We start from the raw sequence: 16490 nt of genomic DNA, 5'->3' as shown, positions 1-16490 counted from the left end.
CTTAGCCTTCACCTTCTGCTAACGCTTGCTGCTCTTGTACTTGCCCACTCATCGCCATAGACATCACTGCCATGCGAACCGCTATGCCATTGGTTACTTGGCTGAGGATCACCGAATGATCGCCATCTGCCACTTCTGATGAAATTTCTACACCGCGATTAATCGGTCCGGGATGCATAACAATGGCATCAGGTTTCGCCCAAGAGAGGGATTCCTCAGTTAAACCATAGAGACGATAGAACTCGCTTTCACTTGGGAGCAAAGCGCCAGCCATGCGCTCTTTTTGTAGACGGAGCATAACGATAACATCTACATCATTGAGCCCAGCTTTCAAATCGTGGCATATCGTGGCACCCAATTCACTAAAATACTCCGGAACAAGTGTTTTGGGCCCTACCAAGCGAACCTCTGCGACGCCTAGCGTTTTCAGCGCATGCAGCTCAGACCTAGCAACCCTTGAGTGCAAAATATCACCTACAATTGCAACCTTTAACCCCTCAAATTGCCCCTTATTACGGCGGATGGTCAGCATATCAAGCATCGCCTGCGTGGGATGGGCATGTCGCCCATCGCCTGCGTTGATAATGGCGACATTTGGCGAGCAATGCTCAGCGATAAAATGAGGTGCTCCACTGTCTTGATGACGAACCACAAACATATCACTTTGCATCGCCTCTAAATTCTGCAAGGTGTCCATCAAGGATTCACCTTTAGATGTTGCAGAAGTTTCAATGTTTAAGTTGATCACGTCAGCGGAAAGTCGCTTAGCAGCAAGTTCAAAGGTAGTACGGGTTCGAGTGGAGTTTTCGAAAAATAGATTAACGACGGTTTTACCTCGTAGTAGAGGTACTTTTTTAACAGATTGCTCGCCCATAGAAAGGAACGATTCTGCTCGATCTAAAATTTCTGTCAGAATATCTTTACTTAAGCCATCCAAAGTTAGGAAATGCTTCAATTGACCTTGTTCGTTTAACTGTAACGTCCTGGGGTCGGATCGCATCATAGTTTGCTTTCCTCAATCACTATGTATGATAGGAAAATGCCCGGTGCAATCAGGACTGCAGCCGGGCATTCGTGGTTCAATCTGGCATGGTTTCAACTTGTTTCGGCCAGATCACATCTCGAAGAGAGCCACTGTATCCAAGTATTAATTGTCGTATGCGCCGCAAAAAAAATAAAGCGAAACCACGCATTTAGTGTGTTTCTATCAAAGAAAGAGACAAAGGCGAAGGGCCTGATAGCTTCACGCGCTGATTATCTTCTAGAGTCAACGCCTCCCCGATGATATCCGCTCGAATCGGCAGCTCGCGTTTATTGAGATCGAATAAAATGGCAAGCGTTATACTGGCAGGTCGCCCAAAGTCAAAAATCTCGTTCATTGCAGCACGAACAGTCCGACCAGACATCAATACATCATCGACCAGAATCACATGACGATCCTCAAGTGCAGGCAAGAGTGTTTGCCCTACTTTTGGGTTGAGTCCTGCGCGTGTAAAATCATCACGATAAAAAGAGATATCAAGTGTTGCTAACGGCTCTTGTGTTGGCACTGATTGCAACAGCTCGTTTGCAACCCAAACACCACCAGAATGAATGCCTACAACAATCGGGTTCTCAATGTTCTTTTGTTCGCAATAGCGAGCGACTTGCTCCTTCATTGAGGCGAGCGCTTTGTTTAAATCCAACTTCATGATCGACTGCTACCTTGACTCGTCTGGGAAAGAAGCCTGTTCTGCAAACCAAGATTCAAGAATCATTTGTGCTGCTAACCCATCAACGGAATTTTCTTTAAAGTTACGATTGCCACCTCGGGCAATCACTTGTCCTTTTGCTTCATATGAGGACAGACGTTCATCCATCATATGGTAAGGACGGTTGTACCGTCCATGCAGGCGTTTAGCAAACTTGCGCGCCCGTTGACACATCTCATTTTCACTACCATCCATGTTGAGGGGCAGACCGACGACGAATGCACTCGGTTGCCACTCGTCGACGATTTTGGCAATAAGATCCCAATTGGGTATCCCTTCATTTGCTTTTAGTGGGCTAAGCGGACGCCCTTGTCCCGTTAGGCTTTGCCCTACCGCAACACCAATGCGGGTCGTACCAAAGTCAAACCCCAACACAGTGATGGCTGTGTTGGGGTTTGAAAGTCGTTCTTCAGATGACGCATTCGTCATAATTAAGCATGTCCTATATCCGGCGATAATCGAGTCATATCTAAACCCAATACCTGAGTCGCAGCGGTAAACTGCAATTCACTTGGTGTATTAAATAATACGTCTAAATCCGCCTCACATACCAGCCAATCATTATTGGCAATTTCGCTTTCTAATTGGCCTTCATCCCATCCAGCGCACCCCAAAGCAATACGAAACTGGCTCGGGCCATCACCGGCGGCAATGTGCTCTAACGTTTCCAGTGACGCTGATAGACACACGTCATCACTGACTTCTAAAGTATTGCCCCAATGTTTGTCGTTAGAGTGGAGAATAAAACCCTTCTCTGCCTCAACAGGCCCTCCGACAAATATTGGTTCAGAAGTTAATTTAGGAGCTTCAATTGGCATACCAAGATGGTCAGCCAACTCAGCAAAGTCGACTTTAGACGGACGGTTAATGATGAGTCCCATCGCACCTGTGTCGGTGTGTTCACAAAGATAAATAACTGTATGCTCGAAATTAGGATCGTTCAAATGTGGCATAGAGATCAAAAAGTGATTCTTTAACGATTGAAATGATGTAGTCATAACATAACGCCCTCTATTTGAGATCGACGCAGGAGCTCGCGCCTGAATTCCCCGACAAAAATTAAACCAAAAAAACACAAATATCGGGGACCATAGTTGCCAGTATAGGCCAACACGTTGATTTGCCTAGTGGCACAAGCGTTTTTTCTGAATTCGTCTTCATTTTTCAATAATTCGACAAAAACAGGTATTTTACCAATCAGTCAATTTTCGCTACACTGCAAGATCATTCTGACCATCATTTGGTGTAAATCGCCTGTGACAAATTTCAACTGCTTTCAACAATTCATTGCTTCAGAGGTGTGGCGCCAGCATTACCTCGAAGAAACGGTGGATTTGCGTTACTTCTTCCACAGCGGCTGGTCTTCCTAGCCCTAAATCATTGCACTCAAACGTAATTTGGTTAGGTATGCACCTAGCCCTGACTGATTTAGATTAGGAATAACTACTATGAAACTAGAAGCTGTTGATTTTCAAAGCCCAAATGCACCTCAAGAATTTGTTCAATCACTGCGTGACACAGGATTCGGCGTCCTCAAAAATCACCCTATTCGCCAGCAATTAGTGTCTAGCATCTATCAGAACTGGCAAACTTTTTTTGATACTGATGACAAATACAACTACCGCTATAACCTAGGTACACAAGACGGTTATTTTCCTGCTGAGGTATCAGAAACGGCAAAAGGCCATACCAAGAAAGACATTAAAGAATACTTTCATTTTTACCCTTGGGGACAATGCCCAGAAACACATCAGGCACAATTACGCCAGTACTATGAAGAAGCTAATGCGCTTGCCGAGCAACTCCTTAGCTGGATTGAACACCATACGCCTGACGACATCTCGCAGCATTATTCCGAACCTTTATCAGGAATGATTGAAAACAGCGATCAAACTTTATTGCGGGTCTTGCATTACCCACCATTAAAAGGCGATGAGGAACTAGGGGCCATTCGCGCGGGGGCACATGAAGACATCAACTTGATCACAATCCTACCCGCTGCGAATGAGCCAGGGCTTCAAGTCAAACTCAAAGACGGCACTTGGATTGACGTACCCTGTGATTTCGGCAACTTAATTGTCAATATTGGTGACATGCTACAGGAGGCCTCAGGAGGCTATTTTCCCTCGACCTCTCATCGCGTCATTAATCCTGATGGCACAGACAAAACAAAATCGCGGATTTCACTGCCGTTGTTTTTACACCCTCGACCAGAGGTTGTGTTATCGGAACGACATACGGCAGGTTCATACTTACATGAACGTTTAGTGGAATTAGGCGTCATTTAATAGCACCTCTATGTCAGCATGATGGTTAATAAGCTCATACTTTGATCATCATGCTGCGATGGCTTTCCAAAGCAAGCTAATACCAGACAGTACCAACAGACACATTGCCATTCGTCTAACCTTATCCGGTTTTATCAGGGTCAAACAATAACGGCGTGATATCACGGATCCAAATAGAACTAACGGCACCCCAAGCACCGTTATCGCAAACATAGTGCCGTTCATCATCCCACCAAAAATACTGGTCACCGAACGAAAGCCTGCTAAAACTAGAAAGATGCTTAGCAAGGTTGCACGAATGACAATCAATGGCACGGGTTGACGATACATTAGATAGGAAATCGGAGGGCCCGCCGTAGAAAACAATCCACTCAATATGCCCGCTAATACACCGCACACACCAAAATGCCACTGTGGTGAAAGGGTTGACCTAGGCTCAGGGCGCCACAAACTGGCCGCACAGACTAAAATCATCGTACACCCAAGTAATCCTTGGAGCACATTGAGCGCATGCGCCCCCAAGTGCTCAAGCCAATAAAGCCCTACCAATGACATTGGTAATGCTGTTATTAAAAAGACGCCGATTGCTTTAAATTGCGCATGACGCCAAACATTGCCATACAACCCTGAAAGCCCATTAAAAAAGCTTAGTGAGCTGGCAACAAACGCTAGCTCAGCAATTGATAAAAGCTCTAAAGCTCCGCCCACGCCCATCACTAACAAGCCAAAACCAAAGCCTGTTACAGTTTGAACATAAGCGCCCATCGCCACAATGATCAACAACCACAGCCAAGAAAAATCCATACGCTTCCCTTTTTCTCAAGTTACTCACAGCCACTGATGTGCCAGTGAGTAATAAACGAAGGCATTAAAAAGAATGAAAAAGTGGCGACAAAGAACACATACGCCCTAATGTTTCTCGCAATGTGTGTTATATTTTCAACCTTTGTGAACATTTCTTGTCAATTCATCGGTTTATTATTGCGAACACATAACGATGCGGAGGTTCTGTGTTGATACGGGCGTTATCCTTAACACTACTAACACTCTACTCAACTTTTGCCACGGTAAGCTGGGCAGACGACTCAACATTGCAATTCTATGTGGTTGACTTCCCACCTTATATCATTGCCCCAGATGAAGGAGATATCCACGGAATAGGCGTAGAGACAACGCAAGCGGCGTTTGCCAAAGTCGGTATCGAAACGACTTTTTCTCTATTACCTTGGAAACGAATCATGAAGTCAATGGAACATGGTTCAGCGTTGGGCACCGTATCCTGTTCTCGTCGACCCGAACGCTCACATTATATGCTTTTTAGCGATGAACTCACTATCAGCACCCGGGTCGCAGTCAGCCGTAAGGAAATAGACACCAGTGGCATCCAAGATTTGCAAGACCTCAGAAATTACAGTGTTGTGTCAGTCGAAGATTGGGGAATGGAGCAACAACTAACAGCGGAAGCTATCCCACATGAAGTCACGCCGACACTAGAAAGTGGTATTGTAGCGATCCGCTATCGAAACATTGATATATTGTATGCATCAGCTTACCCTTCGCTGCACTACGCGAAGAACTTAGGTGTTCGCAAAGATATAAAAATAACACCGATTGCTTCAGAGCCAAGCGTGCCGCTGTATTTATGCCTTAGTAAACAGTACCCTGAGTCTCGAACCATACTGGAAAAGTTTAACACTGGACTTCGTATGATCAAGCAAGATGGAACATATCAGGCTATCCGAGCAAAATACCTCTAATAAAATAGTCGAGAAAGGAATTCTAACTGTGGAACTAAGGCGTCGGATAGCATTTCAGCAGGCGAAGATTATACTCATCTCCTCTTTTCTAATCGGCGGCTTGTCTGCACTTGCCCAATTCTATATCGATTTAACGAATGTTAGAGCTCAACAGCTTGAAAACATTGAGCGATCTTTATCGATCTACGAACCTAGTATTAAGCGCGCGGTTTACAGCCTTAATGTGTCAGAAGCAATCGAAGTAGCCGACCTTATGGTCAGCGATCCTTTATTTAATGCTGCCACCATCTTTGATGATTTTGGCGATTTGATGGCGGCAACACACAATACACCAAAGCCATTATCGTGGACCGCAAGTTTCAGCTTTTACTTATTAGATATTCCGCCACAGTACCAACGCTCCCTTAAAATCAGCGATGGCAGTAAGCCTAGCAACGCTAAGCTTATTGTAGAACTAGACACCATAACCGTTGCGGAAGGTTTAGCCAATCGCGCGCTAGCTTTAAGTATCTCTGGCTTTTTTGCCACCGTGTTGTTAAGTGCCGCCCTGTTTGCCATTTTCTACCGCTTCATCTCCACGCCAATTCAACGCATATCACAATGGGTTGAACAACTTGAACGTCTGGGAACAAACCTCTCGCTTCCCTATCAGAAAGAAGATGAACTCGGAGATTTAGTACGTAACGTCCACACGATTTGGCATAAAAAAGATACCGCCGCACAGCAAGTGTTAACACTTGCGTATTATGATCCGTTAACGCAACTTGCTAACCGACGCCTGCTCACGGAGGAACTCGATAAAAGCCTTGAAACGTCTAACCAGCATAACGGCGTTGGAGCGGTTATGTACTTGGATATTGATCGATTTAAAACCATTAACGACTCCTTGGGTCACAATGTTGGCGATCAGTTACTCGTCGAAATCGCTGAGCGAATATCTAAATTAGTTGGCCGGCATAGCCTGTGCGCACGTTTTGGAGGCGACGAATTTGTCCTCCTGCTACCCGAGTTAGGTGATGAGGAAACCGCGATCCGAAAAGCAAAACACCTCGCTCGGGAGATCATTGACGCCGTCGCCATTCCGACCAAAATTGAACGTAACTCGATTCACTGCTCTACCAGCATCGGCATCACTACCTTTTCTGAGCCCACTGACTGTAGTAATCAGGTATTAAGGCGCGCCGATACGGCTCTATATCGGGTCAAAGCAGAAGGTCGCAATAATTACCAGTTTTACGATCAAAGTATGCAACAGCAAGCTCGCTGGCGTTGGGAAATTGAAGAGGGGCTTCATCAGGCCATCGCAAAAGACGAGCTTCAAATATGGCTGCAACCCCAAGTATCCGCTGAGCATTTTATTATTGGGGCGGAAGTATTGCTCCGCTGGCAGCATCCAGAAAAGGGATTGATATCTCCGATCGAGTTTATCTCTATTGCTGAAGAGTCTGGTCAAATAGATGCGCTGGAAGCATGGGTGCTAGATAGATCCCTAGCGCTACTGCGCCAGTGGCAAAACAAAGGGCTTCCCGAGTGTTTTGAGCGATTATCTATCAATATTAGCCCTGCTCACTTTATGCAACCCGGCTTTACTTCAAGGGTGCTAGCGCTTTTGGATCAGCATGCCATTGATGGCGTCAACATAGAGTTTGAAATCACAGAAAATTTACTGATAGAAAACTTCAGTCTCGCTTCCAAAACGATGAATATTCTGCAGGCGCATGGCATATCCTTTGCCATTGATGACTTCGGTACGGGCTACTCATCACTTCGTTATCTCAGTCAGCTACCTCTCAACATTCTCAAAATTGATCGCTCATTTATCAGTGACTTAGAGCACAACAATAATGATGCATCGTTGGTAGAGGTCATCCTCATAACTGCTGATAAGCTTGGCTTAGCCGTCATTGCAGAGGGTGTAGAAACATCAGCACAAGAAGCCATTCTTGCTGAACATGGCTGCAAAATTTACCAAGGCTTTTATTTTTCTCGGCCACAGCCCGCGGCATCTTTTTATTCATTACTGACGGCTCAAAATGGCTTTCTAAAGCTTGTGTCAACGGTTTAACCTGACTACGTCACGATACCGAACACGCAGGCAGATTCCAGATCTCACGTGCATATTCTTGAATGGTTCGATCTGACGAAAACTTCGCCATTCTCGCCGTATTCAGAATCGCCATACGCGCCCAGCGCGATGGGTCTCGATATACCGCGTCCACTTTTTGCTGGCACTCCATATAGGTGCGATAGTCCGCCATCGCTTTAAACTGATCACCATGCTCCAACAGAGCCGCACGAATATCATCGAAGGCATGGGGCTCATTTGGCGAGAAATACCCAGAGCACAACCAATCAATTGCATTACGCAGTTCTTCATCTTGTTGATAATATTGGTGAGGGTTATAACCATGGCGATCAAGCGCTTGAACTTCTTCGATACTGAGCCCAAAGATAAAGATATTCTCTTCCCCTACCTCTTCTCTGATTTCGACGTTTGCGCCGTCTAAGGTTCCAATGGTTAGCGCGCCATTGAGCGCCAGCTTCATATTGCCCGTGCCTGAAGCTTCTTTTCCTGCTGTGGAAATCTGCTCCGAAAGGTCTGCAGCGGGTATGATCTTGGCAGCCAATGACACACGATAGTTTGGTAAAAATACTACCTTCAACTTGCCTTGAATCCGTCCATCATTATTTACCACATCCGCAACGGCGTTAATTGCATGAATAATCGTCTTTGCTAAGGCATACCCAGGAGCAGCTTTCGCCCCAAAGATGAACACTCGCGGCACAATGTCTAAATCAGGGTTGTTCAAGAGTCGATGATAGATCGTCAAAATATTTAATAAGGTTAAATGCTGACGTTTGTACTCATGTAGGCGTTTTATCTGAACATCAAATAACGCGGTCGAATCAACTTCTATACCACATTCATCAAAGATCACTCGCGCTAGAGCTTGCTTTTTCTGGTGTTTGACGGCCATGAACGCCTCTTGAAAAACAGGGTCATCCGCTAGCGATTCAAGCTTACGTAAGCGCTCTAAGTTTTTCGGCCAGTCACTTTCGATCCCATACTGTTCAAATAAAGCCGTTAATTCAGGATTACAATTCAACAGCCAGCGACGAGGCGTAATACCATTCGTTTTATTGGTAAACTTATTCGGATATAAAGCATGAAAACGTGGGAATAAATCACTTTTAAGCAACTGCGAGTGAAGCGCAGCAACGCCGTTTACCGTATGACTCCCAACGACAGCAAGATGTGCCATGCGCACAGACCGATGCGGACCTTCTTCGATAATAGACATATCGGCTTTAATATCATCGCGATCAGGCCATTGTGCTTCTACTTGAACCATGAAGCGGTGGTTGATTTCAAAGATAAGTTGAAGGTGACGGGGCAGAACTTTGTTCAATAGAGCGACACTCCACTTTTCAAGCGCCTCTGGAAGTAATGTATGATTGGTGTAGGCAAAAATACGCGTCACTAAGCCCCACGCATGATCCCAATGCAGGCGTTTGTCATCGACTAAAATACGCATTAGTTCAACGATAGCGATCGTTGGGTGAGTATCATTGAGCTGAACGGCTGCTTTGTCAGGAAGGGCATCCCAATTGGAGCCATTTGAACGCTCAAACCGCCGTAAGATATCGGCTAAAGAACAGGCGACAAAGAAATACTGCTGCACCAAGCGCAGTTCTTTACCATTTTCAGTTTTATCATTTGGATAAAGAACCTTAGATATTGTTTCACCAATCGCTTTCGAGCGCACTGCTTCGACATAGTCACCGTTATTAAATTCATCGAGATCAAAATCCTCAGTCGAGCGCGAGGACCAGAGTCGTAGGAAATTCACGGTTTTAGTATCGTAGCCAGCAACAGGGATGTCATGAGGAATCCCTAGCACACTTTTCGTATCCACCCACCTGGGATGATAGTTACCAAAGCTGTCATAGGAGTCTTCGACACGACCGTAGTACTGAACAGGTTGCGCATACTCAGACCGGACGATTTCCCATGGTGTACCATAATTGATCCAAGTGTCGGGATGCTCAATCTGCTTACCGTACTGAAATTCTTGTTTAAACAACCCAAACTCATAGTAGATGCCATAGCCTATTGCTGGGAAATCCATGGTCGCAAGGGAGTCTAGAAAACACGCTGCTAAGCGCCCCAGACCACCATTTCCAAGCCCCATGTCAACTTCCACATCACAGATTTCATCCCACTCTAAGCCTAGCGATTCCAGCGCCCGTTGCGCCTCATTAAAGACGCCGACATTGTGCACATTGTTGACCAACATGCGCCCCATTAAATATTCCATAGACAGGTAATATAAGCGTCGCACGTTATCTTGATTATGACGGTCTTGAGTGTCGACCATATCATCAACAATACGATCTTTTACTGCCATAGATAAGCACAACCACCAATCTCGTTTTGTCGCCTGTTCAGGTCTAAGTGCGAGTGTGTAACGCAAGTGATACAAAATGCCCTCCTTCAATCCATGATAAGAAGCCGTGTCACTGGCAAGAAGCTCTTGATTACTTTGCGTCATGGTCATCACCCTTAAGAATGGTTGCAATGTTGGATCACTGTATCATTCATATATTGCATCGGCTTTGCAGTTGCCGTCTACGGCCAATTGCAAAACCCTACAGAGTGATGGAGGGGATGGTTTGATTAAAGTGGCTGGGACACCCGAAAGTAAGCTATCTCGCCTTTATGAAAGCGCTCACCCTCAACAACAAAGCCAAAACGCTGATAGAAGGATAATGCAGTTTCTCGAGCATCTAGCCACAGGCATTCAAGTTGCTCGTCGTGTTTAACGGTGTCGATCAGGTACTGCAACATTTGTGTGCCAATACCGTGTCCCTGAAAAGCAGGTAAGGTTGCAAATTTGCGCAATCGCGCCGCCCTTTCGCTCAAATATAACGATGCTACACACACTAACTGGCCATCAATGCGTATCCCAAAGTGCTGTGCAGTGTCATCGCCTACCACCATAGAAAAAGAAGGAGGCTTATCTGGCCAAAGTACCTGATGCCTTACAGTGAGCGCTTCAGCGGCCGTAATACTCACAATTTCGTAGCGAATCATAGGACACCTCATTTTTGATAAACACACTTTATACGACTGCTACCGTGTAGATAGTTCAAAATAAAAAGCCTGCTGATCCAAAGATTAGCAGGCTTCATCAATACGCCATCACGCTCAAGGCGATCACCAAATATAGTGACGCGCCTCAACATTCATTGCTCGGAACGGGATGCCCCTCGCTTGGCGTTGTGCCGCGGCATGACACACAACTAACGGGATTAAATGCTCTTCGCGGGGATGGCAATAGCGTGCGCCATCTAAGGTATCCCATGTATTCCAACGCTGCTTTGCATCGCCAATCGTCACCTTCTCACTTGTTACCGTTTCATCCAACCATTGAAGAAAAGTATGGGCTGACGTATTCGCCGCCGATGATTGCGGACTAAAAAAAGCACGCATGTTATGAAACGTAAATCCTGATCCAAGTAACAGTGCGTCATCAGGTAGCACTTTGGCAAGGTGCTCACCTAACTGCCAATGCTGGTTAGTATCCAACGAGCGATCAAGAGATAGCTGTAACACGGGGATATTCGCGTCTGGGTACATCAACATTAAGGGTATAAAAACTCCGTGATCGAATCCGCGCGACGCATTTAGCGTGACATGAGCACCTAACGCGTTCATTTGGTCCGCGATCGTTTTTGCTAACTCTGGAGCACCTGGAGCCGGATACTTAAATTGATAGGATTCTTCTGGAAAACCATAATAATCGTAAATCAATTGAGGAGCCGTTGCAGAGGTCAGCTCGATGCCATCAGATTCCCAATGCGCACTGACCACAACAATTACCGAGGGTCGCTTGGACAATTCATCGACCAGATTTTTCATTGTACTTACAAGCTCTGAATGGCCTGGGTCACCCAAAATCGGCATTGGGCCACCCCCATGAGAAACAAACGCGACAGAAGACATGACAGGCTCCCCCTGATAGGGCTATTAGTTAAACCAGTTGAACGGAGATACATCATGTTATGTTTTATTTTGGATGCAATAAACACATAAAATCGCAACAATTTATTAACCCATGTGAAATAATAATACCATGGCTCTCTATAATCTTGACGTTAGGGGTATGAATACAGAACTATTCACCGCAAATTAACGTCCTGCCTTCATTGAAATTAGCCGCCCTATAGCGCTAGGATAGAATCAATTAGCGCCACATTAACACTGTTAGCAAAATGTTTATCCACACCTATTCATGCTAGATTTGGCCATGTTATTTAACATATTCATGCTTGTTTCATCGTTTACGAAGCACTAATTGATTTGACACCGTTACGTCAATTGCCCCGCGATTAACAAACACAACAATAACTACAGAAGCTCATCACGGAGAACTAACGTTATGCAAGAATTCATTGATTTCTTAAATGGGATCATCTGGAGTCCAGCACTTATCTACTTATGCCTTGGCGCTGGTCTTTTCTACTCTATCCTGACGCGTTTTGCACAAGTCCGCCATTTCAAAGAAATGTGGTCTTTGCTGTTTAACTCGACGCCATCCGAAAAAGGAATCTCCTCATTCCAAGCTCTAGCGGTCTCGCTTTCAGGCCGTGTTGGTACAGGTAATATTGCCGGGGTCGCTGCGGCCATTGGTTTTGGTGGTCCAGGCGCTGTGTTTTGGATGTGGGTGGTCGCTTTTCTTGGCGCCAGCACCGCTTACGCTGAATCAACCCTTGGTCAAATTTACAAAGTAAATGATGGTGGCCAATACCGCGGTGGGCCAGCGTATTACTTTGAAAAAGGCTTGCGCATGAAGTGGTTAGGCATTTTATTTGCCTTCGCTTCTATTATCGCATGTGGCATATTTTTGCCCGGCATCCAAGCCAACTCCGTTGGTAATGCTGTCGTTCAAGTCTTTGGTGAAGGGGCGATTGTCTCCAGCTCGTTTGGCGAAGTTGGCACCACTAAACTCGTAGCGCTTGCACTCATTTTGGTTGTGTTAGCATTCATCATTTTCGGTGGCATTAAGCGTATTGCTAACTTTACCCAAATCATCGTGCCTTTTATGGCGATGGGCTACATCATCATGGCGTTGATCGTTGTTTTCTTAAACATTGATCAAGTACCTGGTATCTTTGGCATGATTTTCTCTGACGCGTTCACCGCTCAAGCGGGCTTTGGTGCTGCGATCGGTTGGGGCGTGAAACGCGGCGTGTACTCCAATGAAGCAGGGCAAGGTACAGGCCCTCACGCTGCAGCAGCAGCCGAAGTACAACACCCTTCGCAACAAGGGCTAGTTCAAGCATTCTCTGTATACGTAGATACCTTATTTGTGTGTACTGCAACAGCGCTTATGATTTTGATCACACAACAATACAACGTTCAGGGAACCTTGCCTGATGGTCAATTCATTGTACAAAACGTACCAGCTGATGTGATCATTGCTTCGCCAGCCTTTACCCAAATGGCGCTTCAAAGCATCTTTGGCGGCTTTGGCTCAGCGTTTGTCGGTATTGCCTTGTTCTTCTTCGCATTCACAACTATCTTAGCGTATTACTACATTGCTGAAACCAATGTGGCGTACCTACGCCGCGCATTAAAGATCAATGTCCCCCTCACACTGGTGAAACTGCTCATCATGTTCATGGTGGCATATGGCACTGTTAATACAGCAGGGTACATCTGGAACCTAGGAGATGTCGGTGTAGGCTTAATGGCTTGGTTGAACATCGTGGGAATCATCGCGATCTTCTTTATGGCGCGTCCAACCATGAAAGCGCTTAAAGACTACGAAGACCAAAAAGCAGCAGGAGTCGATCAGTATACCTTTGACCCACAAGCATTAGGCATCAAAGGTGCGGACTTTTGGGAAAAACGCTTAGAAGAGCAAAAAGGTAAGTAGACTTACTTACAAGACTCTTCCCAGCGCTAATGAGTATAAACCGCTTGAGATAATCATCTCTCAAGCGGTTTTTTCATATCTTGGGTAGCGCTTAGTTCACACCCGGTTTAACACAACTGTCTCACTAAATTTAAACCGTCATATCACCAGCGCTCACTTGAGACAGCGCCGCAGACGGTCGCTCATCAAACAATAGACGATAATCTTTCGCAAACTGACTCATGTGCCAAAACCCCCACTCAGAAGCGATATCCGCGACATTGACGCCACCGTTAGCGCAGATCAGAGCACGCCGAACACCGTTTAAACGGGATATTCTTAAATATTGAATGGGGCTTATATCCAGAATGCTTTCGAAGGCATATTGCAATGTACGACGGCTTACATTGGCCACTTGGCATAGATCCGTAACCGTCAATGGCGTATCAGGATTATCATGAATGAGCGCGCGAGCTTGGTCGACAATACGTTTACGATGATAATAGCTCTGTGTTTGAGCTGGTGCAGGCTGATTGACTTTTAAGACTTCTAGTAACGTCATCATGACCAAGTCATGGGTTAGACGCTCAGACATCCCTTGCATTCGCTTAGAGCTTAACAAACGATGCAATAAGAACCGTACCTCTGAAAGCGTCTTTTCTGGCAATACTAAGCGCCCATGCTGAGTCAGCTCGGACCATCTTAGATTGATATCGTGGATGTGGGCGATACGGAGCAGCATAGGCAGCTTGACCACCACACCAAACAACTCATACTGCGCAGGTGTCGTCAATTCAAAGCCACACTCCCCAGGGCGGCACATAATGTGCGTATCTCCAACAGACAAACCATCTATGCGGCTTTCTGCTTGCTGGCCCAAAGGAATGCCAAGCCACAAAGAATCAGGCCACACCACACACCTTTGTTGTAACGCGCGGCTGGTCGTCTCTTTGAACACTTGCAAATCATTGAACGGTAGTTCGATAATCGTTCCATGAAACCCACCCCGACTCGTTTGATCGTACTCTTGCTGCCAATTAGTCAAATTACTGGCGTGCAAATCTGCATCAAATGCCTCTTTTATCGATAAGCCCACGCTCCTTTGTGGTGCACTCAGTGATTCCAACCTAGTCACCTTTCTTCTCCGACTATCAAATTTGCGCAAAAGGAAAGCCTAATAAAATCATAATTAATTGATTTAAAAGGATTTTTTAATATTGCCAAAATTCGATAACACCTTTTTCACACATTCAACACAATAACGTAGCTTGCTAATAGCTCTTTGTAGAGCAACCTTCATGCCGATACTTCAGCGTTATCAAAATACGCTTTTCATCGCAGACGGAATCATTTCATATGACCAACAATACAACTCAATTTCGCTTTCGACATACAGTAGGCGAACGGACATTTGGCTTTAAAAGTCTTGCTGAATTAATGGCCAAAGCCACCCCTGCCCGCTCTGGAGATCGTCTTGCAGGTATTGCAGCGGATACAGCAGAAGAGCGTGCCATCGCCCAAATGACATTGGCGGACGTACCATTAAAGCTTTTCCTAGAGGAGTTGGTGGTGCCTTATGAACAAGATGAAATCACCCGCCTCATCATTGATGAACATGATGCAATCGCCTTCGCTCCCATTTCTCATCTGACAGTAGGAGGCTTTCGCGACTGGCTACTCAGTGACATGGCAACACCGTCAACCTTACAGAAAGTTCGTCAAGGCATTACTCCTGAAATGGCCGCGGCAGTGAGTAAGATTATGCGGAACCAAGACCTAATCTTGGTAAGTAAAAAATGCCATGTGAAAACAGCTTTTCGTAGCACTATTGGGCTACCAGGCCATCTCTCCACACGCCTGCAACCCAATCACCCAACAGATGATCTAACCGGCATCGCTGCCAGCATCTTAGACGGACTAATGTACGCTAATGGCGACGCCGTAATTGGCATAAACCCAGCAACGGACAACGTTGCCCAAGCATGTCGTCTAATGAAAATGATGGATGAAGTGATTCAGCACTATGAAATACCCACGCAATCTTGTGTGCTGACCCACGTAACTAACACCATCGAATGCATAGAACAAGGCGCTCCAGTCGACTTAGTCTTTCAATCCATTGGTGGAACCCAAGCGACCAACGACAGTTTTGGCTTTAATTTGGCGACTCTGGCTGACGCTCGCGAAGCGGCGCTGTCGTTAAAGCGGGGCACCGTGGGCGATAACGTCATGTACTTTGAAACCGGTCAGGGCAGCTCATTGTCTGCCAATGCCCATCACAATGTCGATCAGCAAACCTGCGAAGCGCGAGCCTATGCTGTAGCCCGCAAATTTAAACCACTCCTTATCAATACCGTAGTCGGTTTTATCGGGCCGGAATACTTATTTGATGGCAAAGAAATCGCTCGTGCAGGCCTTGAAGATCATTTTTGCGCCAAACTACTTGGCCTGCCAATGGGATGCGACGTGTGTTACACAAACCATGCCCAAGCGGATCAAAATGACATGGACAATCTGATGACACTGCTCGCGGTTGCAGGCTGTACCTTCATTATGGGTATACCCGGGTCTGACGACATCATGCTCAATTACCAAACCACCTCTTTTCATGATGCCATGTACGTGCGCCAAGCTCTGGGCTTAAAGCCCGCTCCAGAGTTCGATCAGTGGCTTCAGCACACCCATATTTTCAACGACGACCAGTTTACTTTGAACCACAAAATTCCTGCGGCGTTCGAGCATTCTCTAACCAACATGCTGAAGGGGAATTAA

14 protein-coding genes are annotated in these 16490 nt (G+C 45.9%); 5 read left to right on the top strand and 9 right to left on the bottom strand.

Features of this window, described 5'->3' with window-relative positions; genetic code table 11:
* Nucleotide 1 precedes the first annotated feature (1 nt).
* The 4 genes from DN730_RS14855 to DN730_RS14840 form a co-directional block, all read right to left on the bottom strand.
* Nucleotides 2-1003 carry an aspartate carbamoyltransferase catalytic subunit gene (locus tag DN730_RS14855; protein WP_115468938.1) on the bottom strand — a complete coding sequence of 334 codons (1002 nt, stop codon included), beginning with the start codon at nucleotides 1001-1003 and terminating at the stop codon, nucleotides 2-4.
* Between the two features lie 190 nt (nucleotides 1004-1193).
* Nucleotides 1194-1691, bottom strand: a complete 498-nt coding sequence (gene pyrR, locus DN730_RS14850) for a bifunctional pyr operon transcriptional regulator/uracil phosphoribosyltransferase PyrR (RefSeq protein ID WP_115468937.1) — start codon at nucleotides 1689-1691, stop codon at nucleotides 1194-1196.
* A 9-nt stretch (nucleotides 1692-1700) separates the two neighbouring features.
* The gene (gene ruvX, locus DN730_RS14845) at nucleotides 1701-2180 is read right to left on the bottom strand and encodes a Holliday junction resolvase RuvX (RefSeq protein ID WP_115468936.1); all 480 of its coding nucleotides are present in this window, start codon (nucleotides 2178-2180) and stop codon (nucleotides 1701-1703) included.
* Between the two features lie 2 nt (nucleotides 2181-2182).
* On the bottom strand, nucleotides 2183-2749 hold the full coding sequence (locus DN730_RS14840) for a YqgE/AlgH family protein (RefSeq protein WP_115468935.1): 567 nt from the start codon (nucleotides 2747-2749) through the stop codon (nucleotides 2183-2185).
* Between the two features lie 450 nt (nucleotides 2750-3199).
* Between DN730_RS14840 and DN730_RS14835 the strand changes: the two genes are divergently transcribed.
* Nucleotides 3200-4039: an isopenicillin N synthase family dioxygenase gene (locus DN730_RS14835; protein WP_115468934.1), complete on the top strand. Its 840-nt coding sequence runs from the start codon at nucleotides 3200-3202 to the stop codon at nucleotides 4037-4039.
* 48 nt (nucleotides 4040-4087) lie between these two features.
* On the opposite strand, the gene DN730_RS14830 is transcribed toward DN730_RS14835, so the two are convergent.
* A complete protein-coding gene (locus tag DN730_RS14830) occupies nucleotides 4088-4843 on the bottom strand; it encodes a sulfite exporter TauE/SafE family protein (protein WP_115468933.1) in 756 nt (251 codons plus the stop codon).
* 206 nt (nucleotides 4844-5049) lie between these two features.
* Between DN730_RS14830 and DN730_RS14825 the strand changes: the two genes are divergently transcribed.
* Nucleotides 5050-5796 (top strand): substrate-binding periplasmic protein, encoded by a 747-nt coding sequence (locus tag DN730_RS14825; RefSeq protein WP_115468932.1) that lies wholly within the window; start codon nucleotides 5050-5052, stop codon nucleotides 5794-5796.
* 28 nt (nucleotides 5797-5824) lie between these two features.
* Nucleotides 5825-7861 carry a putative bifunctional diguanylate cyclase/phosphodiesterase gene (locus DN730_RS14820; protein WP_158541224.1) on the top strand — a complete coding sequence of 679 codons (2037 nt, stop codon included), beginning with the start codon at nucleotides 5825-5827 and terminating at the stop codon, nucleotides 7859-7861.
* A gap of 10 nt (nucleotides 7862-7871) precedes the next feature.
* Here DN730_RS14820 and DN730_RS14815 read toward each other — a convergent pair whose 3' ends face one another.
* The 3 genes from DN730_RS14815 to DN730_RS14805 form a co-directional block, all read right to left on the bottom strand.
* Complete coding sequence (locus tag DN730_RS14815; RefSeq protein WP_115468930.1) at nucleotides 7872-10349, bottom strand: glycogen/starch/alpha-glucan phosphorylase; 2478 nt, start codon at nucleotides 10347-10349, stop codon at nucleotides 7872-7874.
* 125 nt (nucleotides 10350-10474) lie between these two features.
* Nucleotides 10475-10891 (bottom strand): GNAT family N-acetyltransferase, encoded by a 417-nt coding sequence (locus DN730_RS14810; protein WP_115468929.1) that lies wholly within the window; start codon nucleotides 10889-10891, stop codon nucleotides 10475-10477.
* A 123-nt stretch (nucleotides 10892-11014) separates the two neighbouring features.
* Entirely contained in the window at nucleotides 11015-11803 is a 789-nt protein-coding gene (locus DN730_RS14805; protein WP_115468928.1) for a DODA-type extradiol aromatic ring-opening family dioxygenase, read from the bottom strand.
* A gap of 436 nt (nucleotides 11804-12239) precedes the next feature.
* On the opposite strand from DN730_RS14805, the gene DN730_RS14800 reads away from it, so the two are divergent.
* Nucleotides 12240-13739, top strand: coding sequence for an alanine/glycine:cation symporter family protein (locus tag DN730_RS14800; protein ID WP_115468927.1), 1500 nt, complete (start codon nucleotides 12240-12242; stop codon nucleotides 13737-13739).
* A 130-nt stretch (nucleotides 13740-13869) separates the two neighbouring features.
* Here the strand turns inward: DN730_RS14800 and DN730_RS14795 are convergent, their stop codons facing one another.
* Nucleotides 13870-14853 carry a helix-turn-helix domain-containing protein gene (locus DN730_RS14795; RefSeq protein WP_245957984.1) on the bottom strand — a complete coding sequence of 328 codons (984 nt, stop codon included), beginning with the start codon at nucleotides 14851-14853 and terminating at the stop codon, nucleotides 13870-13872.
* 221 nt (nucleotides 14854-15074) lie between these two features.
* Between DN730_RS14795 and DN730_RS14790 the strand changes: the two genes are divergently transcribed.
* The gene (locus tag DN730_RS14790; protein WP_115468925.1) at nucleotides 15075-16490 is read left to right on the top strand and encodes an ethanolamine ammonia-lyase subunit EutB; all 1416 of its coding nucleotides are present in this window, start codon (nucleotides 15075-15077) and stop codon (nucleotides 16488-16490) included.

Origin of the sequence: Marinomonas piezotolerans (genome assembly GCF_003362755.1) — a bacterium.
GTDB classification, from domain to species: domain Bacteria; phylum Pseudomonadota; class Gammaproteobacteria; order Pseudomonadales; family Marinomonadaceae; genus Marinomonas; species Marinomonas piezotolerans.
This window is presented reverse-complemented; position numbering and strand designations above follow the sequence as displayed.

Coding starts and splice junctions, on each gene's coding strand:
- DN730_RS14815 (WP_115468930.1), bottom strand. CDS start 10,349: ATGACGCAAAGTAATCAAGAGCTTCTTGCCAGTGACACGGCTTCTTAT.
- DN730_RS14835 (WP_115468934.1), top strand. CDS start 3,200: ATGAAACTAGAAGCTGTTGATTTTCAAAGCCCAAATGCACCTCAAGAA.
- DN730_RS14830 (WP_115468933.1), bottom strand. CDS start 4,843: ATGGATTTTTCTTGGCTGTGGTTGTTGATCATTGTGGCGATGGGCGCT.
- ruvX (WP_115468936.1), bottom strand. CDS start 2,180: ATGACGAATGCGTCATCTGAAGAACGACTTTCAAACCCCAACACAGCC.
- DN730_RS14810 (WP_115468929.1), bottom strand. CDS start 10,891: ATGATTCGCTACGAAATTGTGAGTATTACGGCCGCTGAAGCGCTCACT.
- DN730_RS14805 (WP_115468928.1), bottom strand. CDS start 11,803: ATGTCTTCTGTCGCGTTTGTTTCTCATGGGGGTGGCCCAATGCCGATT.
- DN730_RS14855 (WP_115468938.1), bottom strand. CDS start 1,003: ATGATGCGATCCGACCCCAGGACGTTACAGTTAAACGAACAAGGTCAA.
- DN730_RS14840 (WP_115468935.1), bottom strand. CDS start 2,749: ATGACTACATCATTTCAATCGTTAAAGAATCACTTTTTGATCTCTATG.
- DN730_RS14800 (WP_115468927.1), top strand. CDS start 12,240: ATGCAAGAATTCATTGATTTCTTAAATGGGATCATCTGGAGTCCAGCA.
- DN730_RS14790 (WP_115468925.1), top strand. CDS start 15,075: ATGACCAACAATACAACTCAATTTCGCTTTCGACATACAGTAGGCGAA.
- pyrR (WP_115468937.1), bottom strand. CDS start 1,691: ATGAAGTTGGATTTAAACAAAGCGCTCGCCTCAATGAAGGAGCAAGTC.